The sequence below is a fragment of the Kitasatospora sp. NPDC043950 genome (genome assembly GCF_056435345.1).
Genome location: NZ_JBWKER010000050.1, coordinates 19,110 through 35,222 on the forward strand (window position 1 = coordinate 19,110; position 16,113 = coordinate 35,222).

The following is a 16,113-nucleotide window of genomic DNA, read 5'->3' on the forward strand; positions in this document are numbered from 1 at the left end:
CCAGCGCCATCCGGGGCGGGGTGGCCACTCACCCCGCCCCCGCCGGCCTCACCCGATGTCGGTCGGATCCACCCGCACCCGTACCGCCTCCGGCGTCCGCAGCGCGATCCGCGCGATCTGCGCCGCCTTGAGGGCCGCCGCCAGCGCCGCCCCCTGCCCGGGCGGCACCCTCAGCAGCGCGCGCTCCTGTTCCTCCCCGCGCAGGGCCGGGGCCGGTACCGGCCCGAGCACGTCCGCCTCCGAGGGCAGCCGGATCAGCCCCAGCAGGTCGGCCACGGCCGCCGGGCTGCCGCTGACCGACGCCATCCGCGACACCGGCGGGAAGTGCAGCTGCGCCCGCTCGTCGCGTTCCAGCCCGGCGTGGCCCAGCGGGTCCCAGCGGACCAGGGCCTGCACCGGCCGCGCCGACGGCTCGGCGACCACGACCACCGAGCCGCCCTCCTCGGCGGACCGGACCAGCGCGGCGGCCGTCAACCAGAGCCGCAGCGTCTCCTCCCCGGCCCGCAGGTCGGGCCGGCCGAGCAGCGCCCAGCCGTCCAGCAGCAGCGCGGCCCCGTACCCGGTACCACCGTCCACCACCGGCTCCGCACCGGGCGTGGAGATCACCAGCGACGGCTCGTCCGGGACGGTGGCCAGCACCGCGTCCCGCCCGGAGGTGCGCACCGGGATGCGCGGGAACGCCTTGCCCAGTTCCTCCGCCGTGCGCCGGGCGCCGACCACCTGGGCGCGCAGCCGGAACGAGCCGCACTCGGGGCAGTGCCAGTCCGTCTCCGCCTCCCCGCACCAGCCGCAGTTCAGCGCGGCGTCGGCCGCGGGCGCCTCCAGCGGGCCCTCGCACCGCCGGCACCGGGCGGGGGTGCGGCAGCGCCCGCAGGACAGCCGGGGCACGTAGCCGCGCCGGGGCACCTGGATGAGCACCGGGCGCCCGGCGGCCAGCGACTCCCGGGCGGCCTCCCAGGCCACCGAGGGCAGCCGGGCGGCCTGGGCCGCGCCGTCGCGGTGCTGGTCCTGGTCGGTGACGGTCCGCACTCGCGGCGCGATCCGGCGCACGGTCTCCCGGTCGGCGGTCAGCGGGCGGGCCCACCCGGTGCTGACCAGCTGCGCGCCCTCCACCGTGACGGCGTGGCCGCCGAGCAGCACGGCCGCGCCCTCGTCGGCGGCGCGCAGCAGCGCGACCTCGCGCACGTGCGGGTGCGGGGCGCGCGGGTCGCTGTGGCTGTTGTCGCCGTCGGACCAGACGACGACCAGCCCGAGGTCGCGCACCGGCGCGAACATGGTGGCGCGGGTGCCGATCACGGCGTGCACCGAGCCGCGGCTCACCGCCAGCCAGCGCCGGTAACGCTCGCGCGGGCCGAGGTCGGCCTCCAGGGCCACGTGCCGGCCCGCGCCGAGCAGTTCGGTGAGCGCCTGGTCGACCCGGGCCACCGACCGCCCCTCGGGCAGCACGACGAGCGCGCCGCGCCCGCCCGCCAGCGTGGCGGCGACGGCGCGCGCGATCTCGTACGGCCAGCCGGGGCCGGGCAGCGCCGCCCAGACGGCGCGCGGCGAGCCGCCGTCGGCCAGCGCGGCGAGGAAGTCGGGCCCGGCCGGGTAGCGCTGCCAGCCCCCGGGGGCGGGGGCCGGGGGGCGCGGGAGCGCCGGCGGCGAGGGCTCCGCCTCGGCCTTGGCGTGGCGGGGCGGGACGGCCAGCTGGAGGACGTCGGCGAGGGTGCCGGCGTAGCGGTCGGCGACGGTCCGGCAGAGCCGGAGCAGCTGGGGGGTGAGCACGGGCTCGGGCGACAGCACCTGGGCGAGCGGGGCGAGCGGGCCGGGGAAGTCGCTCTTCTCCAGCCGGGCGACGATGAACCCGTCGTGCAGCTCCCCGCCCTCGCGCTGGCCCTTCACCACGCGCGCGCCGAAGCGCACCCGCACCCGGGCGCCCGGGCGGGCCTCCTCGGCCATCGCGGCCGGCACCTCGTAGTCGAAGAACTTGTCGATGGTGAGCACGCCCTTGTCCACCACGACCCGGGCCACCGGCAGGTGCTCGGCCCGCTTGGCGCCGCGCCACGTCCGGGGTTTGGCCCGCTTGACCGTCTCCCGGATGAACGCCAGCTGCTCCGGCTCGGCCCCGTTCTCCGTGTTCTCCGTCTCCCCTGTGCTGCTCATCGCTCCCAGTACTACCAGGTCACACCGACAGAACGCACAGAAGCGGCGCCCACCCCGCCCGGGGGTAGGCGCCGCTTCCGGACGATCAGGCCGTTCAGTCCTTCACGGCCGCCTTCAGCTGCTCCACCCGGTCGGTGCGCTCCCAGGTGAACTCGGGCAGCTCACGGCCGAAGTGGCCGTACGCCGCGGTCTGGGAGTAGATCGGGCGCAGCAGGTCCAGGTCGCGGATGATCGCGGCCGGGCGCAGGTCGAAGACGTCGGTGACGGCCTTCTGGATGGTCAGCACCGGCACGGTCTCGGTGCCGAAGGTCTCGACGAACAGGCCCACGGGCTCGGCCTTGCCGATCGCGTACGCGACCTGCACCTCGGCGCGGCGGGCGAGGCCGGCGGCGACGATGTTCTTCGCCACCCAGCGCATCGCGTACGCGGCCGAGCGGTCGACCTTGGACGGGTCCTTGCCGGAGAAGGCGCCGCCACCGTGGCGGGCCATGCCGCCGTAGGTGTCGATGATGATCTTGCGGCCGGTGAGGCCGGCGTCGCCCATCGGGCCGCCGATCTCGAAGCGGCCGGTCGGGTTCACCAGCAGGCGGTAGCCCTCGGTGACCAGCTTGATGCCCTGCTCGGCGAGCGCCTTCAGCTCGGGCTCGACCACGAACTCGCGGATGTCCGGGGTGAGCAGCGACTCCAGGTCGATGTCACTGGCGTGCTGGGTGGAGACCACCACGGTGTCGAGGCGGACGGCCTTGTCGCCGTCGTACTCGATGGTGACCTGGGTCTTGCCGTCGGGGCGCAGGTACGGGATGGTCCCGTTCTTGCGGACCTCGGTCAGGCGGCGCGAGAGGCGGTGCGCGAGGGTGATCGGCAGCGGCATCAGCTCGGGCGTCTCGTCGGACGCGTAGCCGAACATCAGGCCCTGGTCGCCGGCGCCCTGCTTGTCCAGGTCGTCCTCGTCGCCTTCGACCCGAGCCTCGTACGCGGTGTCGACGCCCTGGGCGATGTCGGGCGACTGCGCGCCGATGGACACCGACACGCCGCAGGAGGCGCCGTCGAAGCCCTTCTTGGAGCTGTCGTAGCCGATCTCCAGGATCTTGTCCCGGACGAGCTGGGCGATCGGCGCGTACGCCTTGGTGGTCACCTCGCCGGCCACGTGCACCTGGCCGGTGGTGATGAGCGTCTCCACGGCGACCCGGGAGGTCGGGTCCTCCCGGAGGAGAGCGTCAAGGATGGTGTCGCTGATCTGGTCAGCGATCTTGTCGGGGTGTCCCTCGGTGACGGACTCCGAGGTGAACAGGCGGCGAGACACAGCGCTCCCTGGGGTTGCAGCGGCTGCTGACTGAAGGCCCCCGGCGAACCGGGGACATCCGGAAAGACTTGATTCCTGGAGTCTAACGGGATGCCTCCGCCGAACGTCACCCGCTTCCGGAAATCGCGACCGATCTCCAGCAGGGCTTGATCAGCCGCCGATCGTTTCCAGCCGCTTCACGACCAGGTCCCAGACCACGTCCGCCAACGCCTCCTTCGGGCCCACCGGAACGGCCGTCTCACTGCCGTCCGAGCCCAGTACCACGGCCTCGTTGACGTCCGTCCCGAAGGCCTTGCCGTTGCCCACCTCGTTGACGACCAACAGGTCGCAGCCCTTGCGGGCGAGCTTGGCGCGGCCGTTGGCGAGCACGTCGTCGGTCTCCGCCGCGAAACCCACCACGAGTTGGCCCGAACGGGCGCGGTGCGCCGCCAGCTCGGCCAGGACGTCGGGGTTGCGGACGAGGGCGACCGGCGCCGGCTCGACCCCCTCGACCTTCTTGATCTTGCCGCTGGCGTACTCGGCGGGCCGGAAGTCCGCCACGGCCGCGGCCATGACCACGGCGTCGGCCGACGCGGCCGCCTTCAGCGCCGCCTCGCGCAGCTCCAGCGCGGTCGAGACGTGCACCACGTCGACCCCGGCCGGGTCGGCGAGCTCCGCGTTGGCCGAGACCAACGTCACGCGCGCCCCACGGGCCGCGGCCGTCACGGCGAGCGCGTAGCCCTGCTTGCCGGAGGAGCGGTTGCCCAGGAAGCGCACCGGGTCCAGCGGCTCGCGGGTGCCGCCGGCCGAGACCACCACGTGTCGGCCCGCCAGGTCGGTCGGGGCGGCCCCGCCCCGGCGCAGCACGGCCCGGCAGGCGTCGAAGATCACGGACGGCTCGGGCAGCCGTCCCTTGCCGGTGTCCTTGCCGGTGAGCCGCCCGACGGCCGGCTCCAGCACGATCACGCCCCGGCGGCGCAGCGTGGCGACGTTGTCCCGGGTGGCGGGGTGCTCCCACATCTCGGTGTGCATGGCGGGCGCCAGGACGACCGGACAGCGGGCGGTGAGCAGGGTGTTGGTGAGCAGGTCGTCGGCGAGGCCGTGGGCGGCCTTGGCGATCAGGTCGGCGGTGGCGGGGGCGACCACGACCAGGTCGGCCTGCTGGCCGATCCGCACGTGCGGCACCTCGTGCACGCGCTCCCAGGTCTCGGTGGCGGCCGGGCGGCCGGAGAGCGCGGCCCAGGTGGCCTCGCCGACGAAGTGCAGCGCGGCCTCGGTGGGCACCACGGTGACCTGGTGGCCGGACTCGGTGAACCGGCGGAGCAGCTCGCACGCCTTGTAGGCGGCGATGCCGCCGCTGACGCCGAGGGCGACGCGCGGCGCGTCCGCCGACCCGCTCCGGTCCGAAGTCGCGCTCATACTCCCGCTCTCCTCCACTCCTGGGACGTGCACACCCTACGGCCCCTCAGCCACCGCGCGCACCGTGGTCGATCCCACAGCCCCCGGGAACGCCGAAGGGCCCGGCGGAAACGATTCCGCCGGGCCCTTCCACAAGCTTCGGAGACCGCCTCAGGCGGCTTCGATCGCCTCGGCGGTCAGCATGCCCGCGTTGATCTCGCGCAGCGCGATCGACAGCGGCTTCTCGTGCACGTGGGTGTCGACCAGCGGGCCGACGTACTCGAGCAGGCCCTCACCGAGCTGGGAGTAGTACGCGTTGATCTGGCGCGCGCGCTTGGCGGCGTAGATCACGAGGCTGTACTTGGAGTCGGTGGCCTCAAGCAGCTCGTCGATCGGCGGGTTGATGATGCCCTCGGGCGCGGTCATGGAAGAGGACACGCGAAAACCTTCCGAAAGGGTGGAAAAGACAGACAGGTCAGGCTACACCGAGCAAGGCTAGCAGTTCGGCCGCTACCTGCTCGACGGAGGTGTTGACAAGGGTCGTGTCGAACTCGGGCTCGGCCGCGAGCTCGACCTTGGCCGCCTCCAGCCGCTTCGCGATCACGTCCTGCGACTCCGTGCCCCGACCGGTCAGCCGTCGGACCAGCTCGTCCCAGCTCGGCGGGGCCAGGAAGACCAGCTGCGCCTCGGGCATCGACTCGCGCACCTGGCGGGCGCCCTGGAGGTCGATCTCCAGCAGGACGGGCTCGCCGCGCTCCAGCTTCTCCAGCACCGCCGAGCGCGGGGTGCCGTAGCGGTTGCCGGCGAAGACGGCCCACTCCAGCAGCTCGCCGTTGGCGATCAGCTTGTCGAACTCGTCGTTGTCGACGAAGTGGTACTGGACCCCGTTCTGCTCGCCCGGCCTCGGGTGCCGGGTCGTCGCCGACACCGAGAGCCAGACCTCGGGGTGCTGCTTCCTCATATGAGCGACGACCGTGCTCTTGCCGACCCCCGAAGGGCCGGAGAGCACGGTCAGCCGCGGACGCTCACTCATGCACCGATTATCCCGGATCGCGGACGGTCCCGGGACCACGGGGCACGGTCAGGCGGCACCGCCGCCGAACTCCCGCTCCAGGGAGGCGATCTGGTTCGTACCGAGGCCGCGGACGCGCCGGCTCTCGCTGATGCCGAGGCGTTCCATGATCTGCTTGGCACGGACCTTGCCGACGCCGGGAAGGGACTCCAGCAGTGCGGAGACCTTCATCTTGCCGATGACGTCGTTCTCGGCCTTTCCGGCCTTGATCACCTCGTGCAGGGAGGCGCCGGAGTGCTTGAGCCGGTTCTTGACCTCGGCGCGCTCCCGGCGAGCCTCGGCGGCCTTGGCGAGCGCGGCGGTGCGCTGTTCAGGGGTAAGGGGCGGAAGAGCCACGCCGTTCACCTCAGGGTGTGGAAGGAAGGGATTGAGCTATGACTGGTTTGGATCCCAGGACACCGTCCGCAAGGGGAACCAGAGGGCCCTTGACCTGCGGGAGCTACGGGTTTCGCGGCTCGCCGATGACCTATCGCCGGACACTACCCGGATTGCGGCGCCACGTCAGGAAAAGAACACGAAAAGTCCTGGTCAGCCAAGGCCGACCAGGACTTTCCAGGGCAAAATGACCGCGATTGCGAAACTTTGACACCGCCAATGTGACGGCGCTCACGTCAACTCCGGGGAGGTCCGGGGACCCTCGCCGGGCTGCGCACACTGCGCAGGGTCATCGCCCCGCTACGCGCTCGCGCCCTCGATCGCCGCTACTTCACCGCGTCCGCGTACTCGCCGACGAACCGCTCGGCCGCCGAGCGCAGGGCCGCCACCGACGGACCGTGCTTGAGCACGTCCCGGCTGACGCTCGGCACCACGTTGATCACCGCGGCGCCGAACACCCGCGGCAGGTCGGCCATCGTCGCGCCCTGGGCGCCGATCCCGGGGGCCAGCAGCGGGCCGTTGATGGCCAGTTCCACGCCCGCGTCGGCGAGCGTCGCGCCGACGACCGCGCCGAAGGAGCCCAGCGGGGCGGCGTCGCCGTTCTCCGCCGCCAGCTGCCGCAGCACCGAGGCCGCGACCGACTCGCCGTCCGCGCCGACCGCCCGCTGCACCTCGTGGCCCTCCGGGTTGGAGGTGAGCGCCAGCGCGAACACGCCGCAGCCCTGCGCGCGGGCCAGGTCGAGGGCCGGGCGCAGCGAGCCGAAGCCCAGGTACGGGCTGACCGTGACGGCGTCCGAGAACAGCGGGCTGCCGGGCGACAGGAAGGCCTCCGCGTAGGCGGCCATGGTGGAACCGATGTCGCCGCGCTTGGCGTCCATCAGGACCAGCGCGCCGGCCGCCCTGGCCTCCTCGACGGACTTCTCCAGCACCGCGACACCCTTGCTGCCGAAGCGCTCGAAGAAGGCGGCCTGCGGCTTGAGCACGGCCACCCGGTCGGCCAGCGCCTCGACGACGGTGCGGCTGAAGGTCTCCAGGCCGGCGAGGTCGTCGCCGAGCCCCCAGGCGGCGAGCAGGGAGGCGTGCGGGTCGATGCCGACGCAGAGCTGGCCGCGGGTGTCGAGGGCCTGGCGCAGCCGGGCGCCGAACGGGGCGAGGGTCATGTCGTCCTTCCGGAAGGTCGTGGGGAGGCCGCACGGAGGCCGTACGGGAGGTCGTGCGCGGCTCGTACGGGGCGTCGTACGAGCCGGGGCCGCACGGTGGTTCAGGAGGCGGCCCTGGTGCCGTCGACGGCACTGCCGACGGCGGCGGCCAGGTCGCGGAAGCCCGCGGCCCGGATCCGGGCGGAGAGGCCCCGGTGGATCCGGCGGCACCAGAACGGGCCCTCGTAGATGAAGGCGCTGTAGCCCTGGACGAGGTCCGCGCCGTGGACGATCCGCTGCCAGGCGTCCTCGGCGGTCTCGACGCCGCCGACCGAGACCAGCGTCAGCCGGCCCCCGGTCCGGGCGCGCAGGCGCTGGAGCACCTCCAGGGCGCGGGCCTTGAGCGGGGCGCCGGACAGGCCGCCCATGCCGATCTCCTCGACCCGGGCGGCGTCGGCGCGCAGGCCCTCGCGGCCGATCGTGGTGTTGGTGGCGATGATGCCGTCCAGGCCCAGTTCCAGGGCGAGGTCGGCGACCGCGTCGACGTCCTCGTCGGCCAGGTCGGGGGCGATCTTGACCAGCAGCGGGACGTGGTGCGCGGTGGTGCGGTCGGCGGCCTCGCGGACGGCGGAGAGCAGCGGGCGCAGGTGGTCCACGGCCTGGAGGTTGCGCAGCCCGGGGGTGTTCGGCGAACTGACGTTGACGACCAGGTAGTCGGCGTACTTGGCCAGCCGCTCGGTGGACTTGACGTAGTCGGCGACGGCGTCGGCCTCCTCGACCACCTTGGTCTTGCCGATGTTGACGCCGATCACCGGGGTGGAGCTGGTGTGCGGGCGGGCGGCGAGGCGCGCGGCGACCCGGGCCGAGCCCTGGTTGTTGAAGCCCATCCGGTTGATCAGCGCGCGGTCCTCGACCAGGCGGAACAGCCGGGGCGTCGGGTTGCCCGGCTGGGGCTCGCCGGTGATGGTGCCGATCTCGACGTAGTCGAAGCCGAGCATCGCCAGGCCGTCGATGCCGACGCCGTTCTTGTCGAAGCCGGCCGCCAGGCCGAACGGCCCCGGCAGGTCGAGGCCGAGGGCGGTGGTGTGCAGCGCCCGGTCACGCGGGGCGAGCACCAGCCGCACCAGCGTGCGCAGGCCGGGCACCGAGGAGGCGAGCCGGATCCAGAAGAAGGCGAGGTGGTGGGCCTTCTCGGGGTCCATCTTCTTGAAGACGAGGTCGAACAGCAGCTTGTACAAAAACCCAACTCCCGGATCAGGGCCCGGATCTGGGCGTGAGCACCCGGATCAGGGCATGGAAGTGGGGGGCACCCGGCCGGCCTCGGTGCCCCCCACTGCGGTGGTGCTACTTGCGGCCGGCGTTGATCAGCGCGGCGTGCTCCTGGAGCGACATCACCCCGACCTCGTCGCGCAGCAGCGCGTCCATGCCCTGAACGGCCGCGCCCATCGCCTGGACCGTGGTCAGGCAGGGCACGCCGCGGGACACGGCGGCGGTGCGGATCTCGTAGCCGTCGAGGCGCCCGCCGGTGCCGTACGGCGTGTTGATGATGAGGTCGACCTCACCGTCGTGGATCAGCTGGACGATGGTCCGCTCGCCGTTGGGGCCCTCGCCCTCGCTGTGCTTGCGCACCAGCGTGGACGGGATGCCGCCGCGGTGCAGCACCTCGGCGGTGCCGGCGGTGGCGAGCACCTCGAAGCCGAGGCCGACCAGCGCGCGGGCCGGGAAGACCAGGTTGCGCTTGTCACGGTTGGCGACCGAGACGAAGACCTTGCCCTTGGTCGGCAGCGCGCCGTAGGCGCCGGCCTGGGCCTTGGCGTAGGCCGTGCCGAAGACCTTGTCGATGCCCATGACCTCGCCGGTCGAGCGCATCTCCGGACCGAGCACGGTGTCCACGCCGCGGCCGTGGATGTCGCGGAAGCGGCTCCACGGCATCACGGCCTCCTTGACCGCGATCGGCGCGTCGGCCGGCAGCGTGCCGCCGTCGCCCTCGGCCGGGAGCAGGCCCTCGGCCCGCAGTTCGGCGATGGTGGCGCCGAGCGAGATCCGGGCGGCGGCCTTGGCCAGCGGCACGGCGGTCGCCTTGGAGGTGAACGGCACGGTGCGGGAGGCGCGCGGGTTGGCCTCCAGCACGTACAGGATGTCCCCGGCCAGTGCGAACTGGATGTTGATCAGGCCGCGGACGCCGACGCCGCGCGCGATGGCCTCGGTGGAGGTGCGCAGGCGCTTGATGTCGTAGCCGCCGAGGGTGATCGGGGGCAGCGCGCAGGCGGAGTCGCCGGAGTGGATGCCGGCCTCCTCGATGTGCTCCATGACGCCGCCGAGGTAGAGCTCGGTGCCGTCGTAGAGCGCGTCGACGTCGATCTCCACCGCGTCGTCGAGGAAGCGGTCGATGAGCACCGGGTGCTCGGAGATCAGGCCGGCGTGGCGCTCCAGGTAGGAGGCGAGCGAGGCCTCGTCGTAGACGATCTCCATGCCGCGGCCGCCGAGCACGTACGACGGGCGGGCGAGCACCGGGTAGCCGATCTCGTCGGCGATGGCCTTGGCCTCGGCGAAGGAGAAGGCGGTGCCGTGCTTGGGGGCGGGCAGGCCGGCGTCGCGCAGCACGCGGCCGAAGGCGCCGCGCTCCTCGGCGAGGTCGATCGCCTCGGGCTGGGTGCCGACGATCGGCACGCCGTTGTCCTTGAGCGCCTGGGCCAGGCCGAGCGGGGTCTGGCCGCCGAGCTGGACGATCACGCCGGCCAGCGGGCCGGCCTGCTGCTCGGCGTGGACGATCTCCAGCACGTCCTCCAGGGTGAGCGGCTCGAAGTAGAGCCGGTCGGAGGTGTCGTAGTCGGTGGAGACGGTCTCCGGGTTGCAGTTGACCATCACGGTCTCGTACCCGGCGTCGGCCAGCGCGAAGGAGGCGTGCACGCAGGAGTAGTCGAACTCGATGCCCTGGCCGATGCGGTTCGGGCCGGAGCCGAGGATGATCACGGCCGGCTTGGTGCGCGGGGCGACCTCGTTCTCCTCGTCGTAGGACGAGTAGAAGTACGGGGTCTTGGCGGCGAACTCGGCGGCGCAGGTGTCGACGGTCTTGAACACCGGGCGGATGCCGAGCGCGTGCCGGACCTCGCGGACGACGTCCGGCTTCAGGCCGCGGATCTCGCCGATCTGCTGGTCGGAGAAGCCGTGCCGCTTGGCGTGGCGCAGCAGCTCGGGGGTGAGCTCGGCGGCCTCGGTCAGCTCGCCGGCGATCTCGTCGAGCAGGAAGAGCTGGTCGACGAACCACGGGTCGATCTTGGTGGCCTCGAACACCTCCTCCGGGGTGGCGCCGGCCCGGATGGCCTGCATCACGGTGTTGATCCGGCCGTCGGTCGGCACGACCGCCTTGACCAGCAGCTCGGCCTTGTCACCGACCGGGCCGGTCCAGGAGAACTGGGAGCCCTTCTTCTCCAGCGAGCGCAGCGCCTTCTGCAGCGCCTCGGGGAAGTTGCGGCCCATGGCCATGGCCTCGCCGACCGACTTCATGGTGGTGGTCAGCGTGGCGTCGGCGCTCGGGAACTTCTCGAACGCGAACCGGGGAACCTTCACCACGACGTAGTCGAGGGCCGGCTCGAAGGAGGCCGGGGTCTGCTCGGTGATGTCGTTGGGGATCTCGTCGAGCGTGTAGCCGACGGCCAGCTTGGCGGCGATCTTGGCGATCGGGAAGCCGGTCGCCTTCGAGGCCAGCGCGGAGGAGCGCGACACCCGCGGGTTCATCTCGATGACGATGACCCGGCCGTCGTCGGGGTTGACGGCGAACTGGATGTTGCAGCCGCCGGTGTCGACGCCGACCTCGCGGATCACGGCGATGCCGATGTCGCGCAGGATCTGGTACTCACGGTCGGTGAGGGTCATCGCCGGGGCGACGGTGATCGAGTCACCGGTGTGCACGCCCATCGGGTCGAAGTTCTCGATGGAGCAGACGACCACGACGTTGTCGTTCTTGTCGCGCATCAGCTCCAGCTCGTACTCCTTCCAGCCGAGGATGGACTCCTCCAGGAGCACCTCGGTGGTCGGCGAGAGGGCCAGGCCCTGGCCGGCGATGCGGCGCAGGTCCTCCTCGTCGTGGGCGAAGCCGGAGCCGGCGCCGCCCATGGTGAAGGAGGGGCGCACGACGACCGGGTAGCCGCCGAGCGTGTCGACGCCGGCCAGCACGTCGTCCATCGAGTGGCAGATGACCGAGCGGGCGGACTCGCCGTGGCCGATCTTGGCGTTGACCGCCTCGACGACGCCCTTGAACAGCTGGCGGTCCTCGCCCTTGTTGATCGCCACCACGTCGGCGCCGATCAGCTCGACGCCGTACTTCTCCAGCGTGCCGGCCGAGTGCAGGGAGATCGCGGTGTTGAGCGCGGTCTGCCCGCCGAGGGTCGGCAGCAGCGCGTCGGGGCGCTCCTTGGCGATGATCCGCTCGACGAACTCCGGGGTGATCGGCTCGACGTAGGTGGCGTCGGCGATCTCCGGGTCGGTCATGATCGTGGCCGGGTTGGAGTTGACCAGCACGACCCGCAGGCCCTCGGCCTTGAGGACGCGGCAGGCCTGCGTGCCCGAGTAGTCGAACTCGGCGGCCTGGCCGATCACGATCGGGCCGGACCCGATCACCAGGACGGACTTGATGTCAGTGCGCTTAGGCACGCTGGCCCTCCATGAGCTTCACGCTGTGCTTGTCGTCGCCTCGCATGAGCTCGACGAACCGGTCGAAGAGGTAGGCCGCGTCGTGCGGGCCGGCCGCCGCTTCGGGGTGGTACTGCACGCTGAAGGCGGGGACGTCGAGCGCCTGGAGGCCCTCGACCACGTCGTCGTTGAGGCAGACGTGGGAGACCTCGACCCGCCCGAAGGGGGTGTCGCTCACCCGGTCCAGCGGTGCGTCCACGGCGAAGCCGTGGTTGTGCGCGGTCACCTCGACCTTGCCGGTGGTGCGGTCCTGCACCGGCTGGTTGATGCCGCGGTGGCCGTACTTGAGCTTGTAGGTGCCGAAGCCCAGCGCGCGGCCGAGGATCTGGTTGCCGAAGCAGATCCCGAAGAACGGGGTCCCGCGCTCCAGCACGCCCTGCGCGACGGCGACCTGGTGGTCGGCGGTGGCCGGGTCGCCCGGGCCGTTGGAGAAGAACACGCCGTCCGGCTGGACCGCGTAGAGGTCCTCCAGGGTGGAGTTGGCCGGCAGCACGTGCACCTCGATGCCGCGCTCGGCCATCCGCTGCGGGGTCATCCCCTTGATGCCGAGGTCCAGCGCGGCGACGGTGAACTCCGCAGTGCCGATGGGCAGGGCTTCGCCGCCGGGACCGATCGCGGGCACGACGTACGCCTCGGTGGTGGCCACCTCGGCGCACAGGTCGGCGCCCTTCATCTCGGGCGACCGCTGCACCCGGGCGAGCAGTTCGGCCTGGTCGGTCAGCGCCTCGCCGGAGAAGATGCCGCAGCGCATCGCGCCGCGCTCGCGCAGGTGGCGGGTGAGCGCCCGGGTGTCGATGCCGCTGATGCCGACGACGCCCTGGCGGACGAGCTCCTCGTCCAGCGAGCGGGTGGAGCGCCAGTTCGACGCCACCCGGGCGGGGTCGCGCACGACGTACCCGGCGACCCAGATCCGCTTGGACTCGTCGTCCTCGTCGTTCCAGCCGGTGTTGCCGATCTGCGGGGCGGTCATCACGACCACCTGGCGGTGGTACGACGGGTCGGTGAGGGTCTCCTGGTAGCCGGACATGCCGGTGTTGAAGACGGCCTCGCCGAAGGTCTCGCCGGTCGCGCCGTAGGCCTCGCCGCGGAAGGTCCGGCCGTCCTCCAGGACGAGCACGGCGGGGGTGCGCTCCCGCCGTCGGCGCTGCGTGGTGGGGGCAGGTGCGGTCATTGAGCGGCCTCTTCCGTCTTCGTCTTCGTACGTGTTGCGAGTTGGGCGATCGCCTCGACCCAGGCGGCGTGCTCGTCCGGGTGGTCGGCCCGGAAGCCCGAGTCCAGCTCGGTGCCCTCGTGCGTCCAGGTGACGACGAGCAGCCCGGCCGGGACGACCTTGCCGGCGATCCCGGAGTCCGTGCGGGCACCGGTCAGGTGTCCGGCCGGGATCCAGAGGTCGACGTCACCGGGGCGCCGCACCAGCAGGCCGTCCTCGCCGAGGGTGAGGTCGGCGCGGCTGCGGGTGCCCAGGCCGTGCGCGACGACGCGGTCGAGCCAGTTCCCGGCGGTGGTGGAGCCGTGGTACCGCCCGCTGGTCTCCAGGATGGTCCGCCCGGCGCCGGCCGGCACGGCGGGCAGCGGCGGGATGCCGGACTGGAGGGTGCGCCGCCAGTTCCAGCCCTGCCGCATCAGCCAGTAGACGAGCCCGATGACGATCAGCAGGCCGACGGCCCAGCCGATGTACCCGGGCCAGTTGGTGACCTTGGCCTGCTCCTGGGCGAGCGCGGCCGGGCCGGTCACGCCGCCCCACCCTGCTCGGCCAGCTCGCCGGCCAGCACGGTGGCGCGCCCGCGCAGGAAGGTGGCGTGCACCCGTCCGGGCAGGTCAAGGCCCTTGTAGGGGGTGTTGCGGCTACGGGTGGCGAAGCTGTCCGGGTTCACGGCACCACGGTACGCGGGATCGAACAGCACCAGGTTGGCCGGCTCACCGACCGAGACGGGACGGCCCTGTCCGGCGAGACGGCCGATCCGGGCCGGGCGGTGCGACATGCGGTCGGCGACGCCCTCCCAGTTCAGCAGGCCGGTGTCCACCATGGTCTGCTGCACGACCGACAGCGCGGTCTCCAGGCCGACCATGCCCATCGCGGCGACGGCCCACTCGCAGTCCTTGTCCTCGTCCGGGTGCGGCGCGTGGTCGGTGGCGACGGCGTCGATGGTGCCGTCCGCGAGCGCCTTGCGCAGCGCCTGGACGTCCTCGGCGGTGCGCAGCGGCGGGTTGACCTTGTAGACCGGGTCGTAGGAGCGGACCAGCTCGTCGGTGAGCAGCAGGTGGTGCGGGGTGACCTCGGCGGTGACGTCCCAGCCCTTGGCCTTGGCCCAGCGGATGATCTCGACCGAACCGGCGGTGGAGACGTGGCAGACGTGCAGCCGGGAGCCGACGTGCGCGGCGAGCAGCACGTCCCGCGCGATGATCGACTCCTCGGCGACGGCCGGCCAGCCGCCGAGCCCGAGCTCGCCGGAGACCTGGCCCTCGTTCATCTGGGCGCCCTCGGTGAGCCGCGGCTCCTGGGCGTGCTGGGCGACGACGCCGTCGAAGGCCTTGACGTACTCCAGGGCGCGGCGCATCAGCACCGCGTCGTCCACGCACTTGCCGTCGTCGGAGAAGACCCGCACGTTCGCGGCGGACTCGTGCATCGCGCCCAGCTCGGCGAGCTTGTTGCCCTCCAGGCCGACGGTGACGGCGCCGACCGGCTGCACGTCGCAGTAGCCGGCCTCCTGGCCGAGCCGCCAGACCTGCTCGACCACGCCGGCGGTGTCGGCCACCGGGGTGGTGTTGGCCATCGCGTGCACGGCGGTGAAGCCGCCCATCGCGGCGGCCCGGGTGCCGGTGAGCACGGTCTCGGCGTCCTCGCGGCCGGGCTCGCGCAGGTGGGTGTGCAGGTCGACGAGACCGGGCAGCACGATCAGGCCGCCGGCGTCGATCTCGATGTCCGCCTCGACCGCCAGGTCGGTGCCGATCGCCTTGATCACACCGTCGGCGAGGTGGAGGTCCTGCGGGGCACCGCCGAGGATCTGGGCGTTGCGGATCAGGTAGGTGGTCACTGAGCGGTCTCCACGGAGTCGGTGCGGGCGTCGTTGAGGGTGGCTCCCCCGAGCAGCAGGTACAGGACGGCCATCCGGACCGACACGCCGTTGGCGACCTGCTCGACCACGGTGCAGCGCGGCGAGTCGGCGACCTCGGCGGTGATCTCCATGCCGCGCACCATCGGGCCGGGGTGCATCACGATGGCGTGCTCGGGCAGCTGGGACATCCGGGTGCCGTTCAGGCCGTAGCGACGGCTGTACTCGCGCTCGGTCGGGAAGAACGCGGCGTTCATCCGCTCGCGCTGCACCCGCAGCATCATCACCGCGTCCGTCTTGGGGAGCACGCGGTCCAGGTCGTAGCTGACCTCGCAGGGCCAGTTCTCGATGCCGATCGGCAGCAGCGTCGGCGGGGCGACGAAGGTCACCTGGGCACCGAGGGTGGTCAGCAGGTGCACGTTGGAACGGGCGACCCGGCTGTGCAGGATGTCGCCGACGATGGTCACCCGGCGCCCGGCGAGGTCGTGGCCCAGCCCGGCGTTGAGGTGGCGGCGCATGGTGAAGGCGTCGAGCAGCGCCTGGGTGGGGTGCTCGTGGGTGCCGTCACCGGCGTTGATCACACTGCCGTGCAGCCAGTCGGACTGGGCGAGACGGGCCGGCGCGCCCGAGGCGTGGTGCCGGACGACGACCGCGTCGGCGCCCATCGCCTGGAGGGTGAGCGCGGTGTCCTTGAGGCTCTCGCCCTTGGAGACGGAGGAGCCCTTGGCGGAGAAGTTGATGACGTCGGCGGAGAGCCGCTTCTCGGCGACCTCGAAGGAGGTCTTGGTGCGGGTCGAGTCCTCGAAGAAGAGGTTGACGACGGTCCGGCCGCGCAGCGTGGGCAGCTTCTTGACGGCCCGTCCGGAGAGCTGGGCCAGCTCCTCGGCGGTGTCCAGGATCAGCAGCGCGTCGTCGCGGGTGAGATCGGCGGCGGAGACGAGGTGGCGCTTCACGCGG

13 protein-coding genes are annotated in these 16,113 nt (G+C 72.4%); all 13 read right to left on the bottom strand.

Features of this window, described 5'->3' with window-relative positions; genetic code table 11:
• Nucleotides 1–48: 48 nt before the first annotated feature.
• Nucleotides 49–2,145, bottom strand: coding sequence for a primosomal protein N' (locus tag AC07BF_RS28790; protein ID WP_478334108.1), 2,097 nt, complete (start codon nucleotides 2,143–2,145; stop codon nucleotides 49–51).
• A gap of 94 nt (nucleotides 2,146–2,239) precedes the next feature.
• Nucleotides 2,240–3,448: a methionine adenosyltransferase gene (gene metK, locus AC07BF_RS28795; RefSeq protein WP_350877833.1), complete on the bottom strand. Its 1,209-nt coding sequence runs from the start codon at nucleotides 3,446–3,448 to the stop codon at nucleotides 2,240–2,242.
• Nucleotides 3,449–3,598: 150 nt separating this feature from the next.
• Nucleotides 3,599–4,846 (bottom strand): bifunctional phosphopantothenoylcysteine decarboxylase/phosphopantothenate--cysteine ligase CoaBC, encoded by a 1,248-nt coding sequence (gene coaBC / locus AC07BF_RS28800; protein WP_363627483.1) that lies wholly within the window; start codon nucleotides 4,844–4,846, stop codon nucleotides 3,599–3,601.
• A gap of 150 nt (nucleotides 4,847–4,996) precedes the next feature.
• Entirely contained in the window at nucleotides 4,997–5,263 is a 267-nt protein-coding gene (rpoZ, locus tag AC07BF_RS28805; protein ID WP_030240625.1) for a DNA-directed RNA polymerase subunit omega, read from the bottom strand.
• A gap of 37 nt (nucleotides 5,264–5,300) precedes the next feature.
• Entirely contained in the window at nucleotides 5,301–5,858 is a 558-nt protein-coding gene (gmk, locus tag AC07BF_RS28810) for a guanylate kinase (protein ID WP_350877834.1), read from the bottom strand.
• A 48-nt stretch (nucleotides 5,859–5,906) separates the two neighbouring features.
• Nucleotides 5,907–6,233: an integration host factor, actinobacterial type gene (gene mihF / locus AC07BF_RS28815; protein WP_063346755.1), complete on the bottom strand. Its 327-nt coding sequence runs from the start codon at nucleotides 6,231–6,233 to the stop codon at nucleotides 5,907–5,909.
• A 365-nt stretch (nucleotides 6,234–6,598) separates the two neighbouring features.
• Nucleotides 6,599–7,432 carry an orotidine-5'-phosphate decarboxylase gene (gene pyrF, locus AC07BF_RS28820; protein ID WP_350877835.1) on the bottom strand — a complete coding sequence of 278 codons (834 nt, stop codon included), beginning with the start codon at nucleotides 7,430–7,432 and terminating at the stop codon, nucleotides 6,599–6,601.
• Between the two features lie 101 nt (nucleotides 7,433–7,533).
• A complete protein-coding gene (locus AC07BF_RS28825) occupies nucleotides 7,534–8,649 on the bottom strand; it encodes a quinone-dependent dihydroorotate dehydrogenase (protein ID WP_363583148.1) in 1,116 nt (371 codons plus the stop codon).
• Nucleotides 8,650–8,755: 106 nt separating this feature from the next.
• Complete coding sequence (carB, locus tag AC07BF_RS28830) at nucleotides 8,756–12,064, bottom strand: carbamoyl-phosphate synthase large subunit (RefSeq protein WP_363583146.1); 3,309 nt, start codon at nucleotides 12,062–12,064, stop codon at nucleotides 8,756–8,758.
• Nucleotides 12,057–13,274, bottom strand: coding sequence for a glutamine-hydrolyzing carbamoyl-phosphate synthase small subunit (gene carA / locus AC07BF_RS28835; RefSeq protein ID WP_363583144.1), 1,218 nt, complete (start codon nucleotides 13,272–13,274; stop codon nucleotides 12,057–12,059). Before carA ends, carB begins: the two co-directional genes overlap by 8 nt.
• Nucleotides 13,271–13,837, bottom strand: coding sequence for a PH-like domain-containing protein (locus AC07BF_RS28840; RefSeq protein WP_363583142.1), 567 nt, complete (start codon nucleotides 13,835–13,837; stop codon nucleotides 13,271–13,273). Before AC07BF_RS28840 ends, carA begins: the two co-directional genes overlap by 4 nt.
• Complete coding sequence (locus AC07BF_RS28845; RefSeq protein WP_363372726.1) at nucleotides 13,834–15,138, bottom strand: dihydroorotase; 1,305 nt, start codon at nucleotides 15,136–15,138, stop codon at nucleotides 13,834–13,836. The genes AC07BF_RS28840 and AC07BF_RS28845 overlap by 4 nt, the downstream gene beginning before the upstream one ends.
• Nucleotides 15,135–16,109 (bottom strand): aspartate carbamoyltransferase catalytic subunit, encoded by a 975-nt coding sequence (locus tag AC07BF_RS28850; protein WP_363583140.1) that lies wholly within the window; start codon nucleotides 16,107–16,109, stop codon nucleotides 15,135–15,137. Before AC07BF_RS28850 ends, AC07BF_RS28845 begins: the two co-directional genes overlap by 4 nt.
• Between the last annotated feature and the right edge of the window lie 4 nt (nucleotides 16,110–16,113).

Coding starts and splice junctions, on each gene's coding strand:
- AC07BF_RS28790 (WP_478334108.1), bottom strand. CDS start 2,145: ATGAGCAGCACAGGGGAGACGGAGAACACGGAGAACGGGGCCGAGCCG.
- coaBC (WP_363627483.1), bottom strand. CDS start 4,846: ATGAGCGCGACTTCGGACCGGAGCGGGTCGGCGGACGCGCCGCGCGTC.
- carA (WP_363583144.1), bottom strand. CDS start 13,274: ATGACCGCACCTGCCCCCACCACGCAGCGCCGACGGCGGGAGCGCACC.
- gmk (WP_350877834.1), bottom strand. CDS start 5,858: ATGAGTGAGCGTCCGCGGCTGACCGTGCTCTCCGGCCCTTCGGGGGTC.
- pyrF (WP_350877835.1), bottom strand. CDS start 7,432: ATGACCCTCGCCCCGTTCGGCGCCCGGCTGCGCCAGGCCCTCGACACC.